19 protein-coding genes and 1 tRNA gene are annotated in these 18,233 nt (G+C 69.9%); 14 read left to right on the top strand and 6 right to left on the bottom strand.

The window, feature by feature from the left end:
* The first annotated feature begins 238 nt into the window (after nt 1-238).
* The 7 genes from R2S09_RS24185 (at nt 239) to R2S09_RS24155 (ending at nt 6,952) form a co-directional block, all read left to right on the top strand.
* Complete coding sequence (locus R2S09_RS24185) at nt 239-1,684, top strand: amino acid permease (protein ID WP_306189418.1); 1,446 nt, start codon at nt 239-241, stop codon at nt 1,682-1,684.
* A gap of 232 nt (nt 1,685-1,916) precedes the next feature.
* Nucleotides 1,917-2,339 (top strand): M67 family metallopeptidase, encoded by a 423-nt coding sequence (locus R2S09_RS24180; RefSeq protein ID WP_306189419.1) that lies wholly within the window; start codon nt 1,917-1,919, stop codon nt 2,337-2,339.
* A gap of 79 nt (nt 2,340-2,418) precedes the next feature.
* Nucleotides 2,419-2,514 (top strand): putative leader peptide, encoded by a 96-nt coding sequence (locus tag R2S09_RS24175; protein WP_316743213.1) that lies wholly within the window; start codon nt 2,419-2,421, stop codon nt 2,512-2,514.
* A 117-nt stretch (nt 2,515-2,631) separates the two neighbouring features.
* Complete coding sequence (locus R2S09_RS24170; protein ID WP_316743211.1) at nt 2,632-2,910, top strand: MoaD/ThiS family protein; 279 nt, start codon at nt 2,632-2,634, stop codon at nt 2,908-2,910.
* A 17-nt stretch (nt 2,911-2,927) separates the two neighbouring features.
* Nucleotides 2,928-3,878 (top strand): PLP-dependent cysteine synthase family protein, encoded by a 951-nt coding sequence (locus R2S09_RS24165; RefSeq protein ID WP_306189421.1) that lies wholly within the window; start codon nt 2,928-2,930, stop codon nt 3,876-3,878.
* 300 nt (nt 3,879-4,178) lie between these two features.
* Complete coding sequence (locus tag R2S09_RS24160) at nt 4,179-6,248, top strand: putative Ig domain-containing protein (RefSeq protein WP_306189422.1); 2,070 nt, start codon at nt 4,179-4,181, stop codon at nt 6,246-6,248.
* Nucleotides 6,249-6,403: 155 nt separating this feature from the next.
* Nucleotides 6,404-6,952 (top strand): hypothetical protein, encoded by a 549-nt coding sequence (locus R2S09_RS24155; protein WP_316743208.1) that lies wholly within the window; start codon nt 6,404-6,406, stop codon nt 6,950-6,952.
* A 2-nt stretch (nt 6,953-6,954) separates the two neighbouring features.
* Here the strand turns inward: R2S09_RS24155 and R2S09_RS24150 are convergent, their stop codons facing one another.
* Nucleotides 6,955-7,410, bottom strand: a complete 456-nt coding sequence (locus R2S09_RS24150) for a type II toxin-antitoxin system PemK/MazF family toxin (RefSeq protein ID WP_306189424.1) — start codon at nt 7,408-7,410, stop codon at nt 6,955-6,957.
* A gap of 212 nt (nt 7,411-7,622) precedes the next feature.
* Here R2S09_RS24150 and R2S09_RS24145 point away from each other — a divergent pair, with 212 nt between their 5' ends.
* Nucleotides 7,623-8,375: an MBL fold metallo-hydrolase gene (locus tag R2S09_RS24145; protein WP_316743207.1), complete on the top strand. Its 753-nt coding sequence runs from the start codon at nt 7,623-7,625 to the stop codon at nt 8,373-8,375.
* Between the two features lie 66 nt (nt 8,376-8,441).
* Here the strand turns inward: R2S09_RS24145 and R2S09_RS24140 are convergent, their stop codons facing one another.
* Nucleotides 8,442-9,695 (bottom strand): PTS transporter subunit EIIC, encoded by a 1,254-nt coding sequence (locus R2S09_RS24140; protein ID WP_306189426.1) that lies wholly within the window; start codon nt 9,693-9,695, stop codon nt 8,442-8,444.
* Nucleotides 9,696-9,838: 143 nt separating this feature from the next.
* A complete protein-coding gene (locus R2S09_RS24135; RefSeq protein ID WP_306189427.1) occupies nt 9,839-11,134 on the bottom strand; it encodes a PTS transporter subunit EIIC in 1,296 nt (431 codons plus the stop codon).
* 192 nt (nt 11,135-11,326) lie between these two features.
* Between R2S09_RS24135 and R2S09_RS24130 the strand changes: the two genes are divergently transcribed.
* The 4 genes from R2S09_RS24130 (at nt 11,327) to rdgB (ending at nt 13,580) form a co-directional block, all read left to right on the top strand.
* Nucleotides 11,327-11,560 carry a glucose PTS transporter subunit EIIB gene (locus tag R2S09_RS24130; protein WP_030167375.1) on the top strand — a complete coding sequence of 78 codons (234 nt, stop codon included), beginning with the start codon at nt 11,327-11,329 and terminating at the stop codon, nt 11,558-11,560.
* Between the two features lie 96 nt (nt 11,561-11,656).
* Entirely contained in the window at nt 11,657-12,394 is a 738-nt protein-coding gene (gene rph / locus R2S09_RS24125) for a ribonuclease PH (protein WP_316743202.1), read from the top strand.
* 150 nt (nt 12,395-12,544) lie between these two features.
* On the top strand, nt 12,545-12,955 hold the full coding sequence (locus tag R2S09_RS24120; RefSeq protein ID WP_306189429.1) for a hypothetical protein: 411 nt from the start codon (nt 12,545-12,547) through the stop codon (nt 12,953-12,955).
* A gap of 22 nt (nt 12,956-12,977) precedes the next feature.
* A complete protein-coding gene (gene rdgB / locus R2S09_RS24115; RefSeq protein WP_306189430.1) occupies nt 12,978-13,580 on the top strand; it encodes an RdgB/HAM1 family non-canonical purine NTP pyrophosphatase in 603 nt (200 codons plus the stop codon).
* 33 nt (nt 13,581-13,613) lie between these two features.
* On the opposite strand, the gene R2S09_RS24110 is transcribed toward rdgB, so the two are convergent.
* Nucleotides 13,614-13,697: transfer RNA gene (locus R2S09_RS24110), tRNA-Leu, on the bottom strand.
* 39 nt (nt 13,698-13,736) lie between these two features.
* Entirely contained in the window at nt 13,737-14,204 is a 468-nt protein-coding gene (gene bcp / locus R2S09_RS24105; protein WP_306189431.1) for a thioredoxin-dependent thiol peroxidase, read from the bottom strand.
* 130 nt (nt 14,205-14,334) lie between these two features.
* On the opposite strand from bcp, the gene R2S09_RS24100 reads away from it, so the two are divergent.
* Both R2S09_RS24100 and R2S09_RS24095 read left to right on the top strand, forming a co-directional pair.
* Nucleotides 14,335-14,664: a DUF3618 domain-containing protein gene (locus R2S09_RS24100; protein ID WP_306189432.1), complete on the top strand. Its 330-nt coding sequence runs from the start codon at nt 14,335-14,337 to the stop codon at nt 14,662-14,664.
* Nucleotides 14,665-14,707: 43 nt separating this feature from the next.
* The gene (locus R2S09_RS24095; protein WP_030167393.1) at nt 14,708-15,064 is read left to right on the top strand and encodes a co-chaperone GroES; all 357 of its coding nucleotides are present in this window, start codon (nt 14,708-14,710) and stop codon (nt 15,062-15,064) included.
* A gap of 97 nt (nt 15,065-15,161) precedes the next feature.
* Here the strand turns inward: R2S09_RS24095 and R2S09_RS24090 are convergent, their stop codons facing one another.
* Complete coding sequence (locus R2S09_RS24090) at nt 15,162-17,684, bottom strand: transglycosylase domain-containing protein (protein ID WP_316743232.1); 2,523 nt, start codon at nt 17,682-17,684, stop codon at nt 15,162-15,164.
* Between the last annotated feature and the right edge of the window lie 549 nt (nt 17,685-18,233).

The raw sequence follows: 18,233 nt of genomic DNA, 5'->3' as shown, positions 1-18,233 counted from the left end.
TCCAGTGGCCTTTGCCCGTTTCTAGTTGTGTGATGCATCACAGGCCCCACCTGTGATCTCTGTAAAGCTCGTGGTACATCTTCACGACCGCTCGGCGAACACCACCCATGTCCGCCGGGTGCGCCACCGAGTCGACCAACCGTCGGCCAGGCACAACTCCATTTCAATCCGGGGGGATCGAGACCCGATCCGCGGCCGACCAACGGCCCGGTTCGGCATGGAGAAAGGCGCACAACACATGACCTCTTCGAAGGTCACAGCAACCTCTTCCGAGGTCACCGACGCCCCTGAGGAGGGGTACGAGCGAGGGCTCGGCAGCCGTCAGGTCCAGATGATCGCGATCGGCGGCGCCATCGGCGTCGGCCTCTTCCTGGGTGCCGGGGCGAACATCGCCAAGGCCGGTCCCAGTCTGATCCTCATGTACGCCCTTGCGGGCATCATCATCTTCTTCATCATGCGGGCGCTCGGCGAGCTGCTCCTGTACCGCCCGGTCTCGGGCTCCTTCGCGGAGTACTCCCGCGAGTTCCTCGGCCCGTTCTTCGGCTACTTCACCGGCTGGACGTACTGGCTGATGTGGGTGGTGACCGGCATGGCCGAGCTGACGGCCGCCGCGATCTACGTCCACTACTGGTTCCCGGCCGTCCCGCAGTGGGTGACGGCGCTGGTCTTCCTGGTGGTCCTGTTCGTGGCCAACCTGATCTCGGTGAAGCTCTTCGGCGAGATCGAGTTCTGGTTCTCGATGGTCAAGGTCACCGCGCTCATCGGCATGATCGTGATCGGCCTGGGCGTGCTCACCTTCGGCTTCAGCCAGGCCGGCGACACCGCCTCGGTCTCCAACCTGTGGGACTTCCACGGCTTCTTCCCGCACGGCATCGGCTCGTCCCTGATGACCCTGCAGGGCGTGATGTTCGCCTACCTCGCCGTCGAGCTGGTCGGTGTGACCGCCGGCGAGTCGGAGAACCCGGAGAAGACCCTCCCCAAGGCGATCAACACCCTGCCCTGGCGCATCGCCCTGTTCTACGTCGGTGCCCTCACCGTGATCCTTTGCGTGGTGAAGTGGACCCAGTTCGCCGCGGGTGTCAGCCCCTTCGTGGAGGCCTTCGCGGTCATCGGCATCCCGGCGGCCGCCGGCATCGTCAACTTCGTCGTGCTGACCGCGGCCCTGTCCTCCTGCAACTCCGGCATGTACTCCACGGGCCGGATGCTGCGCACCCTCGCCGACAACGGCGAGGCGCCCAAGAGGTTCAGCCGCCTGTCGGCCTCCAAGACCCCGGCGCTCGGCATCACCGTCTCGGTCGCCTTCATGGCCATCGGTGTGGTGCTGAACTACGTCGTCCCGGAGAAGGCCTTCGGCTACGTCACCTCCGTCGCCACCGCGGCCGGCATCTGGACCTGGCTGATGATCCTGGTCAGCCACGTGCTGTACCGCCGTGCGGTGACCGCGGGCCGGCTGCCCGCCTCCGCCTTCCCGGCACCGGGCGGCGCGGTGTGCTCCTACATCGCCATCGCCTTCCTGCTCTTCGTCACCGGCCTGATCGCCTACGACGCCGACTCCCGTATCTGCCTGTACGTGATGGCGGTCTGGGCCGCCGCCCTCGCTGTCGGCTGGGCGGTGCTCAAGGCGCGCAACCCGCACGTCACCCAGCGCCGCGACCCGGAGCGGGAGCTGCAGAAGGTCGGCTGACCCGGCGCTCCGCCCGAGGGCCCGGACGTCCAGCGGGAGCGGATACTCGTGGAACCCGCTCCCGCTGCCGCTCAGGACGTCCGCCATGCGGGCCGTTCCGTACCACTCCCCGGTACGGAACGGCCCGCCCGTCGTCCACCACCGCCCCACCTGACGCTCCCCCAGAGCTGAACGCCTGGGGGGACCCCCATCGCGCGGCCGCCCCCTTTCGGGTCTGCTTATCCTGTGCCCCATGCTGACCATCACCCAGTCGCTCTACGACCAGATCGTCGCCCACGCCCGCAAGGACCACCCGGACGAGGCGTGCGGCGTGGTCGCCGGTCCCGTGGGCGCCGGCCGCCCCGAGCGGTTCATCCCCATGCTCAACGCGGCCCGCTCGCCCACCTTCTACGAGTTCGACTCGCAGGACCTGCTGGGGCTCTACCGCGAGATGGACGACCGTGACGAGGAGCCGGTGATCATCTACCACTCCCACACCGCGACCGAGGCCTACCCCTCCCGCACCGACATCTCCTACGCCAACGAGCCCGGCGCCCACTACGTCCTGGTGTCCACGGCCGACACCGACGGGGCCGGCGAGTTCCAGTTCCGCTCGTTCCGGATCCTGGAAGGCGAGGTCACGGAGGAGGAGGTCAAGGTGGTCGAGGCCTACTGATCCCGCATCGCGGACGGAAGCGGTCCGAAGGGCGAGATCACACTCGGGGGCACGGGCCGGGAATCGATACGATGACCGCATGGTTCTGAACGACGTGAGCGATGAGACGCCGGGCATGCTGCTCGTGGCGCGGCTGCACGTCGACCTGTGCAGGCTGAACAGCGCCATCTGTTGACGTTCTCCTGCCGCCGTCCGGCCGTGAGCCGCGGCGCCTTCCCGTGCTGATCGCCTGGGAGAACCCATCGCGCGCCGCACCCTTCCGACGACACCTTCCTGACAGGAGCCCGCAACCATGGCCATCGAGGTCCGTATCCCGACCATCCTCCGCACCTACACCGGCGGCCAGAAGGCGGTGGAGGGGAACGGGGAGACCCTCGCCGAGCTCTTCGCCGACCTCGAGGCCCGGCACCCGGGCATCCAGGCCCGCATCGTCGACGGCGACCAGCTGCGCCGCTTCGTCAACGTCTACCTCAACGACGAGGACGTGCGCTTCCTGGACGGCATCAACACCAAGCTCGCCGACGGCGACAACGTGACGATCCTGCCGGCCGTCGCCGGCGGGATGCGCTGATCGGTCGCTGAGCAGCGATGCGCTACGACTCCCCACTGGCCGCGGTCGGCAACACCCCTCTGGTGCGCCTGCCGCGGCTCTCGCCGTCCGCCGACGTCCGCATCTGGGCGAAGCTGGAGGACCGCAACCCGACCGGCTCCGTCAAGGACCGCCCCGCCCTGCACATGATCGAGCAGGCGGAGAAGGACGGCCGGCTCACCCCGGGCTGCACGATTCTCGAGCCCACCTCCGGCAACACCGGTATCTCGCTGGCCATGGCGGCCAAGCTCAAGGGCTACCGGATGGTGTGCGTGATGCCGGAGAACACCTCGCAGGAGCGCCGGGACCTGCTCGGCATGTGGGGTGCGGAGATCATCTCCTCCCCGGCCGCGGGCGGCTCCAACACCGCCGTGCGCGTGGCCAAGGAGCTGGCCGCCGAGCACCCGGACTGGGTGATGCTCTACCAGTACGGCAATCCGGACAACGCCGGCGCCCACTACGCCACCACCGGCCCCGAGATCCTCGCCGACCTGCCCTCGATCACGCACTTCGTCGCGGGCCTGGGCACCACCGGCACCCTGATGGGCGTCGGCCGCTATCTGCGCGAGCACAAGCCCGACGTGCAGATCGTCGCCGCCGAACCGCGCTACGACGACCTGGTGTACGGCCTGCGCAACCTCGACGAGGGCTTCGTCCCCGAGCTCTACGACGCCTCCGTCCTCACCACCCGCTTCTCGGTCGGCTCCGCCGACGCGGTCACCCGCACCCGTGAACTCCTCCAGCAGGAGGGCATCTTCGCGGGCGTCTCCACCGGCGCCGCCCTGCACGCGGCCATCGGCGTCGGCAGGAAGGCGGTCAAGGCGGGACAGAGCGCCGACATCGCGTTCGTCGTCGCCGACGGCGGCTGGAAGTACCTCTCCACCGGCGTCTACACGGCCGCCACCACGGAGGAGGCCATCGAGACGCTCCAGGGCCAGCTCTGGGCGTAGGGCCGTAGGGCCGTAGGGCTTCTTTCGCGGCAGGCCCTGGTCCTGCTCGGGCACGCGCGGCCCCCACTCTCATGTGGGGGCTAAGCGCATCCTATGGAGACGCAAAGAATTCGCTCCGGTACTGCCGGGTAGCACGCCCCCGGTACTACGTTCCTTTCGCGTCCTGTCATGTCACGCTCACCCCAGCGCCATGGCGGACGCCTGTGAGTGTCATGCTCATGACTGCGTCTCGCCGCCGCTACGCGCGTCACGGGCTGCCAATCCAGTGCGAATCCCCACGTCAACCGGAGGCAGTACCCCATGCGTGAGTCACGCCCGAGCCGGCGGAGACGGAGCCTGAGAAGACTCCTCGCCGTCGCGTTCCCCGCCCTCGCCCTCACCGTCGCCGGACTCGTCGCCGCCCCCACGGCCGGCGCCCAGCCCGCCGCCGCGGCGCAGCCGCACCTCACGAAAACCGCGCAGAACACCAAGGCCCTGACCGACCCCGAGCGCCAGACCTTCCACTCCACCGGCAAGGCCGGCCAGAAGGTCCCCACCCAGCACCTGTGCGCCACCGCCGAGCCGGGCCACGCCTCCTGCTTCGCCCAGCGCCGCACCGACATCAAGCAGCGCCTCGCCTCGGCGCTCGCGGCCGCCGCACCCTCCGGCCTCTCCCCGGCCAACCTGCACAGCGCCTACAACCTGCCCACCACGGGCGGCTCCGGCCTGACCGTCGCCGTCGTCGACGCCTACAACGACCCCAACGCCGAGTCGGACCTGGCCACCTACCGCTCGACCTACGGCCTGTCGCCGTGCACCAAGGCCAACGGCTGCTTCAAGCAGGTCAGCCAGACCGGCTCCACCACCTCGCTGCCCTCCAACGACACCGGCTGGGCCGGCGAGGAGGCGCTCGACATCGACATGGTCAGCGCCGTCTGCCCCAACTGCAACATCATCCTCGTGGAGGCCAACTCGGCCACCGACACCGACCTCGGCATCGCCGAGAACGAGGCCGTCGCCCTCGGCGCCAAGTTCGTCTCCAACAGCTGGGGCGGCGGCGAGGCCTCCAACCAGACCACCGAGGACACCCAGTACTTCAAGCACCCGGGCGTCGCCATCACCGTCTCCGCCGGTGACTCCGGCTACGGCGCCGAGTACCCGGCGACCTCCCAGTACGTGACCGCCGTCGGCGGCACCGCGCTGACCACCGCCTCCAACTCCCGCGGCTGGAGCGAGAGCGTCTGGCACACCAACTCCACCGAGGGCACCGGCTCCGGCTGCTCCGCCTACGACCCCAAGCCCAGCTGGCAGACCGACACCGGCTGCGCCAAGCGCATGGAGGCCGACGTCTCCGCGGTCGCCGACCCCGCCACCGGCGTCGCCGTCTACGACACCTACGGCGGCTCCGGCTGGGCGGTCTACGGCGGCACCAGCGCCTCCGCCCCGATCATCGCCGGCGTCTACGCCCTCGCGGGCACCCCGGGCAGCAGCGACTACCCGGCGAAGTACCCGTACTCCCACACCGGCAACCTGTACGACGTCACCAGCGGCAGCAACGGCTCCTGCTCGACCTCGTACTTCTGCACCGCCCGCACCGGCTACGACGGCCCGACCGGCTGGGGCACCCCCAACGGCACCACCGCCTTCACCTCCGGCACCACCAGCGGCAACACGGTGACCGTCACCAACCCGGGCAGCCAGTCCACCGCCACCGGAAGCGCCGTCAGCCTCCAGATACACGCCACCGACAGCGCCGGCGCCGCCCTCACCTACAGCGCCACCGGCCTGCCGACCGGACTGTCCGTCAACAGCTCCACCGGCCTGATCTCCGGCACCGCGTCCAGCGCGGGCACCTACCAGGTCACGGTCACCGCCAAGGACTCCACCGGCGCCTCCGGCTCGGCCTCCTTCACCTGGACCGTCGGCTCCTCCGGCGGCACCTGCACCTCGGCGCAGCTGCTCGGCAACCCGGGCTTCGAGTCCGGCAACACCACCTGGAGCGCCACCAGCGGCGTCATCACCAACGACAGCGGTGAGCCCGCCCACAGCGGCTCCTACAAGGCCTGGCTCGACGGCTACGGGACCACCCACACCGACACCCTGTCCCAGTCGGTGACGATCCCCGCCGGCTGCAAGGCCACCCTCACGTTCTACCTGCACATCGACACGTCGGAGAGCGGCAGCACCGCCTACGACAAGCTCACGGTGACGGCCGGCTCCCAGACCCTGGCGACGTACTCCAACGTCAACGCGGCCTCGGGCTACGCCCAGAAGTCCTTCGACCTGTCCTCGCTGGCCGGTTCCACGGTCACGCTGAAGTTCAGCGGCACCGAGGACTACTCCCTGCAGACCAGCTTCGTCGTCGACGACACGGCGATCACGACCAGCTGATCCGCGCCTCGCACAGGGGCCCCGGCCGGGCGAGCACGAACCGGCCGGGGCTCCGGCGTGCGCGGGGGAGCGGATCCTGATGTGCTGGAAAGACGTCACATCGGCATCAGGGCACTGGGCACCCGTGACCGGGACAGCAGAAAGGCGGCCGCCCCATGCGCCGTACGACGTCCACGACGCTCCACCGCACCGCCGTCGCCACCGCCACGGCGGCGGCAGCGGCCCTGCTCGCCGCCGGCTGCGGAGCGCAGCACGACGGCAAGGGCGGCGGCGCCCCGGGTTCCGCGGGCGCGAGTTCCGTGGGCTCCGCGGGCGGCGGCCCGGCGTCCCCGCCGGCCTCTCCCTCGGCCACCCCGTCCGCGCCCGCCTCCAAGGCCTCCTCCGGCTGCACCGACCAGGCCCAGCTCGGCGCCGCCGACTCCGGCCGCACCGTCTGCCTCACCGTCGGCGGGTATCTGCGCCTCACCCTGGACGGCACCAAGGACCGCCCCTGGACCCCGGTCGAGGCCACCGGCACCGTCCTGAAAGGGGCCGACCCGGGCATCGTGATCCTTCCGGGCGACGCCCTGGCCGCCTATACCGCGACCGCCCCCGGCACGGCCCGGCTGACCTCGTCCCGCCCGCTGTGCGCGACCGGCCCCCACAAGATCTCCTGCAAGGGCATCCAGGAGTGGACGGTCACCGTGAGGGTGACACGGCCATGACCTCAGCCGGCCAGGTACCGCACCTGGTCCCAGAGCACCGGGTCCACGACCCCCACCCGGCGCCGGAAGTCCCACACGGGCACCTCTCGCACCTCGTCGGTCTCCAGGAAACTGGTCCGCCCCTGCGCGTCACCCACGGAGCCGGGCGGCAGGGGAATCACCCCGGCCCGCTCGTCGTGGTAACGGCTGGTGATCTTGGCGACCCGGGCCCGCTTGCCGTGCACGGACAGCACCAGACAGGGCCGGTCCCCGGCCCCCGGGCCCTCTTCGTGGGGCACGTTCGCCCACCAGATCTCCGCCGGCTGCGGCCGGGCCGCACCGCCCCGCCCCAGCACGCGCCCCGGCGGCCGCGTCCTGCGCCCCGCGGGCCGGCGGCCGCGCCCCCACCCGTCCACGAGCGTGGCGACCAGCGCGAGCAGTACCACTGCCGCGAGCGCCAGCCACCACGACGTGTCCATAAGGACGACGGTACCGGCGCGAGACCTTCAGCGCGCGCCCTCTTTCACACCTCATGCGCCGCACGTCCAGCCGAACCGGTGACACCACAGGTGAGTTCGCCCACAACAGCCCTTGCCGGAGGAGCGACCGGCCGTTTCGCGCCTTACGCTCGACGGACCGCACGACCCTCGTCACCTTCTGTATCTTTCCCGCCAGCGGAGGTTTCTTCTCCATGAAGCTCACCGTCGTCGGCTGCTCCGGGTCGTTCCCGTCCGCGGAATCGGCCTGCTCGAGCTACCTCGTAGAGGCCGACGGCTTCCGGCTGCTCCTCGACATGGGCAACGGCGCCCTGGGCGAGCTGCAGCGCCACAGCGGTCTCTACGACCTCGACGCGATCTTCCTGAGCCATCTGCACGCCGACCACTTCATCGACATGTGCGCCTACTTCGTCGCGCGCTACTACCGGCACGACGGCGGGCCCTGCGCCCCCCTGCCGGTCTACGGCCCCGAGGGCACCGAGCACCGGCTGACCACCGCCTACGCCGACACCCCCACCGCCTCGTCCATGAGCGAGGTCTTCGACTTCCACACGGTCAAGCCGGGCACCTTCGACATCGGCCCCTTCACCGTGCACACCGAGCTGGTGGCCCACCCGGTGGAGGCGTACGCCATCCGGATCGAGCACGGCGGCCGCGCCCTGACCTACTCGGGCGACACCGGCGTCAGCGAGGCCCTGGAGGAACTCGCCCGGGACACCGACCTGTTCCTGTGCGAGGCGGCCTTCACGGACGGCAAGGAAACCATCCCCGACCTCCACCTCAACGGCCGCGAGGCGGGCGAGATCGCCGCCCGCGCCCGTGTCCGCCTCCTCGTCCTCACCCACATCCCTCCGTGGACCGACCCCCAGATCAACCTCACCCACGCCCGAGCGGTCTACACCGGCCCGGTGGAACTGGCGGCGACGGGGGCGACGTACGAGATCTGACACCGCGACGACACGAGAAGGCCCCCGAGCAGTGCGCTCGGGGGCCTTCTCACGTCCGGGGAGGACTCACGCCTTCGTGAGGTCCTCGACCTCCTCCTCGGGCTCACGGCCCGGGGTGGGGAGGTTGAACTTGGTGATCGCGAAGCGGAAGGTCACGTAGTAGATCACCGCGAACACCAGGCCGATCGGGATGATCAGCCATGGCTTCGTCGCCAGGTTCCAGTTCAGGCCGTAGTCGATGAGGCCCGCGGAGAAGGTGAAGCCGGCGTGCACGCCGAGCGCCCACGTGATCGCCATCGACGCGGCGGTCAGCACCGCGTGGATCGCGTACAGCGCCGGGGCGATGAACATGAACGAGAACTCGATCGGCTCGGTGACACCGGTCACGAAGGAGGTCAGAGCGACCGAGACCATCATGCCCAGGACGGCCTTGCGGCGCTCCGGACGGGCGCAGTGCGCGATGGCGAGCGCGGCCGCCGGCAGGCCGAACATCATGATCGGGAAGAAGCCGGACATGAACTGACCGGCGGTCGGGTCACCGGCGAAGAAGCGGTTGAGGTCGCCGTGGACGACGTCGCCGGCCGCGTTCTTGAAGTCGCCGATCTGGAACCACGAGACGGTGTTGACGAACTGGTGCATGCCGACCGGGATCAGCGCACGGTTGATCAGACCGAACAGACCGGCACCGGCGGCGCCCAGACCGGTGATCCACTCACCGAAGGTGGAGATGCCCTCACCGATCGGCTTCCAGATCAGACCGAAGACGACACCCATCGCGGTGCCGACGAACGCCATGATGATCGGCACCAGGCGACGGCCGTTGAAGAAGCCGAGCCAGTCCACCAGCTTCTTGCGGTGGTACCGCTGCCACAGCACCGCCGACAGCAGACCCATCAGGATGCCGCCGAGCACACCGGGGTTGTTGTAGGTGGCGGCTATGTCCGCGCCCGCCTGGACCTTGGCCTCGGTGACCGGGAACGCCTTCAGGACGTTGCTGTAGACCAGGAAACCGACCAGGGCGGCGAGCGCCGTCGAGCCGTCGGACTTCTTGGCGAAACCGATCGCGACACCGATGCAGAACAGCAGCGGCAGGTTGTCGAAGATCGCGCCACCGGCCGTGGCGAAGACAGCCGTAACCTTGTCGGGCAGGTTCAGCTTGTCGTGCACGTCCGCCTGCCCCAGGCGGAGCAGGATGCCCGCCGCCGGCAGTACGGCGATCGGAAGCTGAAGGCTTCGGCCAACTTTCTGCAGGCCCTGGAACAGGCCTGAACCCCGCTTCTTTGCGGGAGCCGCCGACGATGTCGCGGTGGCGGTGCTCATTCGTCCTCCATCGGGTGGTGGTCTACACCACTCAGTGGTGTAGACCTGTTGTAGCACGATGAAGGTGAGGTAAGGAACCCGCGAACTTGCGACCGTTCCACTACGGGCCGTAGAGGTGACGTTCCGGCCGTTGAAGGGGGCCGTCAGGCCCTGGTGGTGTCCTCCACTTCCTCCTCCGGCTCACGCCCCGGAGTCCGCAGGTCGAACCTCGTGATCGCGAAACGGAAGACCGCGTAGTACACCACCGCGAAGCACAACCCGATCGGCACGATCGCCCACGGCCGGGTCGCGAGGTTCCAGTTGATCACATAGTCGATCAAGCCCGCCGAGAAGCTGAACCCGTCGTGCACGCCCAGCGCCCACGTCACCGCCATCGACACACCCGTCAGCACCGCGTGCACCGCGTAGAGCAGCGGAGCGATGAACATGAACGAGTACTCGATCGGCTCGGTGATCCCCGTGACGAACGACGTCAGCGCCACCGACAGCATCAGCCCGCCGACTTCCTTGCGCCGGCCCGGCCGGGCGGTGTGCGTGATGGCCAGCGCCGCCGCCGGCAGCGCGAACATCATGATCGGGAAGAAACCCGAGGTGAACTGCCCGGCATTCGGATCCCCCGCCAGGAACATGTTGATGTCGCCGTGCACCACCGTCCCGTCGGGCTTGGTGTAACTGCCGAACTGGAACCACAGCGGCACGTTCAGGAACTGGTGCAGACCGATGACCAGCAGCGCCCGGTTCGCCAGGCCGAAGATCCCGGCGCCCCAGGCCCCCGCGCCGTGCAGCCAGTCGCTGAAACTCTCCAGGCCGTCACCGATCGGCGGCCACACCCACAGACACAGGGCGGCGAAGAGGATCGCCACGAACGCCATGATGATCGGCACCAGCCGGCGGCCGTTGAAGAAGCCCAGCCAGTCCACCAGCCGCGTCCGGTGGAAGCGCTGCCAGAAGAAGGCGGACAGCAGCCCCATCACGATCCCGCCGAAGACCCCCGGATTCTGGTACGTGAACGCCGTCACCGTCCCGCTCGCCGCCTGACAGCCGGTCGCGACCACCTTGGCCCCCGCCGGACACGTGATCGGGAACTGGTGCAGCACGTTGTAGTAGACGAGGAAGCCCGCCACCGCCGCCAGCGCCGTCGAGCCGTCCGCCTTCTTCGCCATGCCGATCGCCACACCGACGCAGAACAGCATCGGCAGCCCCAGCTGGCCGTCGAGCAGCGCGCCGCCCGCCCCCGCCATCACCTTCGAGGCATCGGTCCAGCCCAGCCCGTCCTTGCCGAACACATCCGGCTGCCCCAGCCGGTTCAGAATGCCCGCCGCGGGCAGCACCGCGATCGGCAGCTGAAGACTGCGCCCCATCTTCTGCAGACCCTGGAACAGGGTGTTCCAGCGCTCGCGCACGGGAGAGACCCTGGCGTCGGCGCTGTCGGCACTCATGGGCGTCCTCCCCGCCTCCGCTCCTGGGCACGGCGCGCGTTTGGCCACCGCCCCAACGGTGGTGTAGACCAGTCGACGGACGGTTCCGCTGTAGTGAACGCCATCCTTCGGCACCCACGGCACGACCGCTCGCGAAGATGGGCCAACTGTGGGTTACTGCCACAAAGCGGTTTCGGATCAGGGAGAAGGAACATGGCCAGCAAGGCTGAGAAGATCGTTGCCGGGCTCGGCGGCATCGACAACATCGAAGAGGTCGAGGGCTGCATCACCCGCCTCCGCACCGAGGTCAACGACGCCTCACTGGTCGACGAGGCCGCACTCAAGGCAGCAGGCGCCCACGGCGTCGTGAAGATGGGCAACGCCATCCAGGTCGTCATCGGCACCGACGCCGACCCCATCGCCGCGGAGATCGAAGACATGATGTGACCCTCCGCGGTCCACGCGGACCGCGGGGTTCACCTGGAAGGGGCTCTTCCCGACACGGGAGGAGCCCCTTCCGCACAGGGGACTAGGCTCGACGCCATGTCTCGAATCGACGGCCGCACCGCCGAACAACTCCGCCCGGTCACCATCGAACGCGGCTGGAGCAAGCACGCCGAAGGCTCCGTCCTCGTCTCCTTCGGCGCCACCAAGGTCCTCTGCACCGCCTCCTTCACCGAAGGCGTCCCGCGCTGGCGCAAGGGCAGCGGCGAGGGCTGGGTCACCGCCGAATACGCCATGCTGCCCCGCGCCACCAACACCCGCGGCGACCGCGAGTCCGTCAAGGGCAGGATCGGCGGACGCACCCACGAGATCAGCCGCCTCATCGGCAGGTCCCTGCGCGCCGTCGTCGACTACAAGGCACTCGGCGAGAACACCGTCGTCCTGGACTGCGACGTCCTCCAGGCCGACGGCGGCACCCGTACCGCGGCCATCACCGGCGCCTACGTCGCCCTCGCCGACGCCGTCGCCTGGGCCCAGGCCAAGAAACTGATCAAGCCCGGCCGTCAGCCGCTCTCGGGCACCGTCAGCGCGGTCTCCGTCGGCATCGTCGGGGGAGTCCCGCTCCTCGACCTCTGCTACCAGGAGGACGTGCGCGCCGACACCGACATGAACGTCGTCTGCACCGGCGACGGCCGCTTCGTCGAGGTCCAGGGCACCGCCGAGGCCGCACCCTTCGCCCGCGAGGAACTCAACGCCCTGCTCGACCTCGCCGTGGCCGGCTGCACGGACCTCGCCGCGATCCAGCGGACGGCGCTCGAAAGCACCCGCGAAAAGTAGAAAAGCCGGAGAAGCAACAAGAAAAGTAAAGGGAGCCTCAAGACAGGCGACCGTCGAGGGCAACCCCGGCCACCCGGCCCGCGTCCCTACCGGTACGGGCGCACGGCACCACCGCCGTACGCCCGGCCACCACAGGGAGGGGACCGAACCATGGCCGCGAGCCGCCACCGACGACGCCCGGGCCGCACCACCGCCATCGCCGCCACCACGGCCGCCGTCGCACTCGCCGTCACCGCCCTGACCGGATGCGACGCGGTCGACAAGGCCCTGGACTGCGTCCAGACCGCCGACTCCGTCGCCGACAGCGTCACCGACCTCCAGCAAGCGGTCCAGAACGCGTCGAACGACCCGACGCAGACCGACGAAGCCCTCGCCGCCATCGAGAAGGACCTCAGGAAGATCGGCGACAAGACGGACAACACCGACGTCAACAAGGCCGTCGACGACCTGGGCAAGGCCGTGGACAACGTCCGCACCGCCGTCAGGAACGGCGACAAGACCCCGGACGTCACCCCGGTCACCGACGCAGCCGGCGAACTGACCAAGGTCTGCACGCCCTGACGGTCCCCCGATACTGGTGAGCATGACCCGCTTGATCCTCGCCACCCGCAACGCCGGAAAGATCACCGAACTCAGGGCGATTCTCGCCGACGCAGGCCTCCCCCACGAACTCGTCGGCACCGACGCCTACCCGGAGATCCCCGACGTCAAGGAAACAGGTGTCACCTTCGCCGAGAACGCCCTGCTGAAGGCCCACGCCCTGGCCCAGGCGACAGGCCTCCCGGCCGTGGCTGACGACTCCGGCCTCTGCGTAGACGTCCTCGGCGGCGCCCCCGGCATCTTCTCCGCCCGCTGGGCGGGCCGCCACGGCGACGACCAGGCCAACCTGGACCTCCTCCTCGCCCAGCTCTCCGACATCGCGGAGGAACACCGGGGGGCGCACTTCGCCTGCGCGGCGGCCCTGGCACTGCCGGACGGCACGGAGCGGGTGGTCGAGGGCCAACTGCGCGGCGTACTGCGCCACGCCCCCGCCGGCACGAACGGTTTCGGCTACGACCCGATCCTCCAGCCCGAGGGAGAGTCGAGGACGTGCGCCGAACTGACCCCCGACGAGAAGAACGCCATCAGCCACCGCGGCAAGGCGTTCCGGGCGCTGGTGCCAGTGGTACGGGAGTTGCTCGGCTGACCCGGCCGTCAGGGCCGTCCGGACCGGAGTCGGTGCGGCCGGAGGGACTCGAACCCTCACGGGAGTTACCCCACTGGGACCTAAACCCAGCGTGACTGCCAATTCCACCACGGCCGCTCGATGCTGCCCGGCCATGCTACTGGCCGGGCAGCCACCTCAGAGACCGAGATCCTTGATGATCTTGGCTACGTGGCCCGTGGCGCGGACGTTGTACAGGGCTCGTTCGACCTTGCCGTTCTCGTCCACGATGATCGTGGAGCGGATGACGCCCATGTACGTCTTGCCGTAGTTCTTCTTCTCGCCGTAGGCGGCGTAGGCCTCGGTGACCTTCTTGTCGGGGTCGGCGAGGAGGGCGACCTTCAGGGACTCCTGCTCGCGGAACTTCGCCAGTTTCTCCGGCTTGTCGGGGGAGATGCCGATGACGTCGTAGCCGGCGCCCGCGAGGAGGTCCAGGTTGTCGGTGAAGTCGCAGGCCTGCTTGGTGCAGCCGGGGGTGAGGGCGGCCGGGTAGAAGTAGACGATGACCTTGCGGCCCTTGTGGTCGGCCAGCGACACCTCGTTGCCGTCGGCGTCGGGGAGGGTGAAGGCGGGGGCCACGTCCCCGGGCTGGAGTCGCTCGGTCATCGAAGCTCGTCTCCTCATGCGTGCCAATACCGTGTCGGTCCGAGGGTAACCGGGGGTGCCGACAGCACGGTCCGGGCCGAAGCTGACAGACTGTGCTGAACAGGCATCAGTGGACTGCGGAGGCGGTACGGTGGCGGACACGGCGGACACCAGGACCCCGGCTGAGATCGAGGCGGACATCAGGCGCCGTCGCGAGGTGCTGGCCGAGACGCTCGACGAGATCGGCGTGCGGGTGCACCCGAAGACCATCGTCGCGGACGCCAAGGCCAAGGTCACCTCCCACGTCGACCACACACTCGGACGGGCCTATGTGCAGGTCAACCGGGTCGTCAGCGATGTGCGCGCCCAGTTCGTCGACGGGGACGGCGCGCCTCGCGTGGAGCGGATCGTGCCGGTCGCGCTGGTCGCCGTCGGGGTCGTCGGACTGCTCGCCCTGGGCGCGCGCAGGCGCCGGGGCTGACCCGGCCGCGTACGGACATGCTGAAGGCAGGTAGGTTCGAGGCGTGAGCGCCAACAGAAACGAGCACAGCACCCATCACGACAAGCTGCCCATCCGGATGCTGCACGACCGGGTGCTGGTCCGGCAGGAGACGGGCGAGGGCGAGCGTCGTTCGGGCGGCGGCATCCTGATTCCCGCCACGGCGGCGGTGGGACGCCGGCTGGCCTGGGCGGAGGTCGTCGCGGTCGGGCAGAACGTGCGGACCGTGGAGCCGGGCGACCGGGTCCTGTTCGACCCGGAGGACCGGGCCGAGGTGGAGGTGCGGGGCACCGCGTATGTGCTGATGCGTGAGCGTGATCTGCACGCCGTGGCCGCGGACCGGTTCGAGGGGTCGGAGGACTCCACCGGGCTGTACCTGTGACGTGACGCAGCCGAGGGGCTGGTGACAGCTGTCACCAGCCCCTTTGTCGTGCCTCTTGGCCGTCCGGTTCGTTTTGCTAGCCAGGTGGGGTTCTGGCCTAGGTGGGGCCGCCCCACATGCCCGTGTCCGTGCCGGTGGTCGTCCCGCCGTCGCCGGTGGTGCCGCCGCTCGGGCTGGTGCCGCCGGTCGTGCCGCCGCCCGTGGTCGGGGTGGATCCGCCCGCGCCGCCCGTGGTCGGGGTGCTGCCTCCCGTGGTGCCGGTGGTGGTGCCGGTGTCCGTGCCTCCGGTGGTCGGGGTGCCGCCGGTGGCGTCGCCGCCGGTGGTGTCGCCCGTGGTGCCGGTGGTGCCGCCCGTGGTGCCGCCGGTCTGGCCCTGGACCTCGCCCTGCCCCTGGGTGTCCTGGCCGCCGGTGTTCGTGCCGGCGGTGGTGCCGCCATTGTCCTGGCCGCCGGTGCCGGGCGTCTCCACGGCGCCGCTGGACGGCGGCGGCTGGGTCTGGTCGGCGCCGGGCTGGATCTGGAGGTCGAAGTCGCTGGCCAGGGTGTTCTTCAGGGCGTCACCCATGAACTGAGCCCAGATGCTGCCGGGCGGGCCGCTGCCGTTGATCCGGGACAGGCCCAGGGCGCCGTAGAGCGACTTGTGGGCGGCGGTGACCGGGTCCTGACCCATGACGGAGACGACGGTGGCCAGGTCGGGGGTGTAGCCGGCGAACCAGGCGGCCTGGTCTTTCTCGGCGGTGCCGGTCTTGGCGGCGGCCGGACGGCCGATCGCCAGCGCCGGGGCGCCGGTGCCGTTCTGGACGACGGACTGCAGGACCGCGGTGGTGGTGTCGGCGGCCTCGCGGCTGACGGCCTGCGAGGTCGTCCGCTCGGGCAGGTCCACCACGTCCGCGCCGTCCTTGGTGATCTTCTTGATGATCGTGTACGTGCCGTGCTTGCCGTGGTTGGCGAGGGTCGCGTAGGCCTCGGCCATGTCGAGGACGCTGGCCCGGGCCACGCCGAGCGCGATGGACGGGCTGCCGATCAGCTCCGGGGTGTCGGACGGCACGCCGAGGGCGACGGCGGTGTCCTTCACCTTGTCGGAGCCCACGTCGACGGCCATCTGCGCGTACACCGCGTTGACGGACTTGTCGGTGGCCTCGCGGACGGTGATGTTGCCGTAGGAGCGCTGGTCCTCGTTCTCGGGGGCGTAGTGGCCGCCGCTCCAGCCCTGTACGGGCCGCTTGTTGGTGCCGTCGTAGACCGTGTTGGGGGTGATGGGGCGGCCGTCCGCGGTGTCGGAGTGGTTCTGGAGGGCGGCGGTGAGGACGAACGGCTTGAAGGTGGAGCCGACCTGGAAGTCCCTGCGGGTGGCGTTGTTGGTGAACTGCTTGACGTAGTCGATGCCGCCGTACATCGCCACGACCTCGCCGGTCTTGGGGTTCACGGCGGCGCCGCCGGCCCGGACGTACTTGTCGACGGGGTTGTTCTTCTTGTCCAGCTTGCTCATCACCTGGTCGTCGACCGCCTTGACGAAGGCGTCCTGCTTGCTCTTCTCCAGGGTCGTGGTGATGCGGTAGCCGCCCGCGGCCAGTTCGTCCTCGCTGAGGATGTCGTTCTTGGCGAGGTAGTCCTTCACGGCGCGGACGAGGTAGCCGCGCTGTCCGGCCATGTTGGTGGGGACGGTGGCCTCCTTCGGCATCGGGAACTTCATGCCGGCCCGATCGGAGGCGCTGAGCCAGTTCTTCTTGACCATGCCGTCCAGGACGTAGTTCCAGCGGGCGACGGCGGCGGCCTTGTTCTCGGGGTGGGCGGTCACGTCGTACTCGCTGGGCGCGTTGACGAGAGCGGCGAGGTAGGCGGCGCGGGCCGGGTCGAGGTCCTTGGCCTTGACGCCGTAGTAGGCCTGGGCGGCGGCCTGGATGCCGTAGGCGTTGCGGCCAAAGTAGCTGGTGTTGAGGTAGCCCTCGAGGATCTTGTCCTTGGGCTCGTTGCGGTCCAGCTTGATCGCGATGAAGAACTCCTTCACCTTGCGGGTGACGGTCTGTTCCTGCCCCAGGTAGTAGTTCTTGACGTACTGCTGGGTGATCGTGGAGCCGGACTGCTTGCCCTTGCCGGTGGCGGTGTTCCACCCGGCGCGGAGCATCGCCTTGGGGTCGACGGCGGACTCGGTGTAGAAGTCGCGGTCCTCGGCGGCCAGTACGGCGTGCTGGGCGTCCTTGGAGACCTCGGCGAGGGTGACGTTCTCGCGGTTGATGTCGCCGTCGCGGGCGATCTCGGTGCCGTCCTCGTAGAGGTAGACGTTGGCCTGTTTCATGGCGAGGGCGTTGGCGGGCGGGATCTTGACCAGGGAGTACCCGAGGAAGAACGCGCCGATCACCAGCAGCACGACGGTGAGGAACCCCCCGAGCACCATCCGCCAGGTCGGCACCAGCCGCCGCCACCCGGTCCGTTTGGCCCGCTTGGACTGCTTGGGCCGCTCGGACTGTCGGGGCTGCTCGGGCCGCTCGGGTGGCTCGCTCGCACCGCCGTCGGCGGCGAGCTGTGCCCTCGGGCGGTCCGGCGCGGGGGTGGCCGGGCGGCTTGCCGAGGGGCCGCCCGCCGGGCCGCCCTGACCGACGGCTCCCGCGCGGGCGGCCATGCCGGGACCGCCCGCGGCACCCGCAGCGCCGGCAGCACCCGCAGCACCGGCACCGCCGGCCCATGAGGGCCTGAGGACGGTGGTGTCCTCGCGGACGCTGGTGGGGTCCTGGCGGTCGCCGGTGTCGCGGTCCGCGGAGGCATCGGCGTTGCCGGCGGCCCATGAGGGCCTCAGGACGGTGGTGTCCTCGTTTCCGCTCGGGGGATTCGCGTGGCTGCCCGTGTCGCGGTCGTCCGCGGGAATGCCGGGGCGTCCACCCGCGGTGGGTGCCGCGGCGCGTGCGTCGTCTGCCGCTGCGCGGTCCGCCGCGGGGGTGCTGCCGCGGCCCCGCCCGGCGGCCGCGGCGTCGCCGCCTTCGGCGGAACCCGTGAGGTCACCCACGGCGGCGCCCTGGCCGCCGTTGCCTCCGGCCGAGGACCCGCCCGTGCTTTCGGCGGTGGACCTGCCCACGCCTCCCGCCGCGCTCCCGGCCGCGCTCCCGGCCGCGCTCCCGGCCGTGGTCTCGGTCCGGTCGCCGCCGGCGCCATCCGGCCGCCCACCCGCGGCGGC

The sequence above is a fragment of the Streptomyces sp. MK7 genome (genome assembly GCF_032658145.1).
GTDB classification, from domain to species: domain Bacteria; phylum Actinomycetota; class Actinomycetes; order Streptomycetales; family Streptomycetaceae; genus Streptomyces; species Streptomyces spiralis.
Note: the sequence above shows the minus strand (reverse complement) of the source record. Positions and strands in the feature narration are given on the sequence as shown.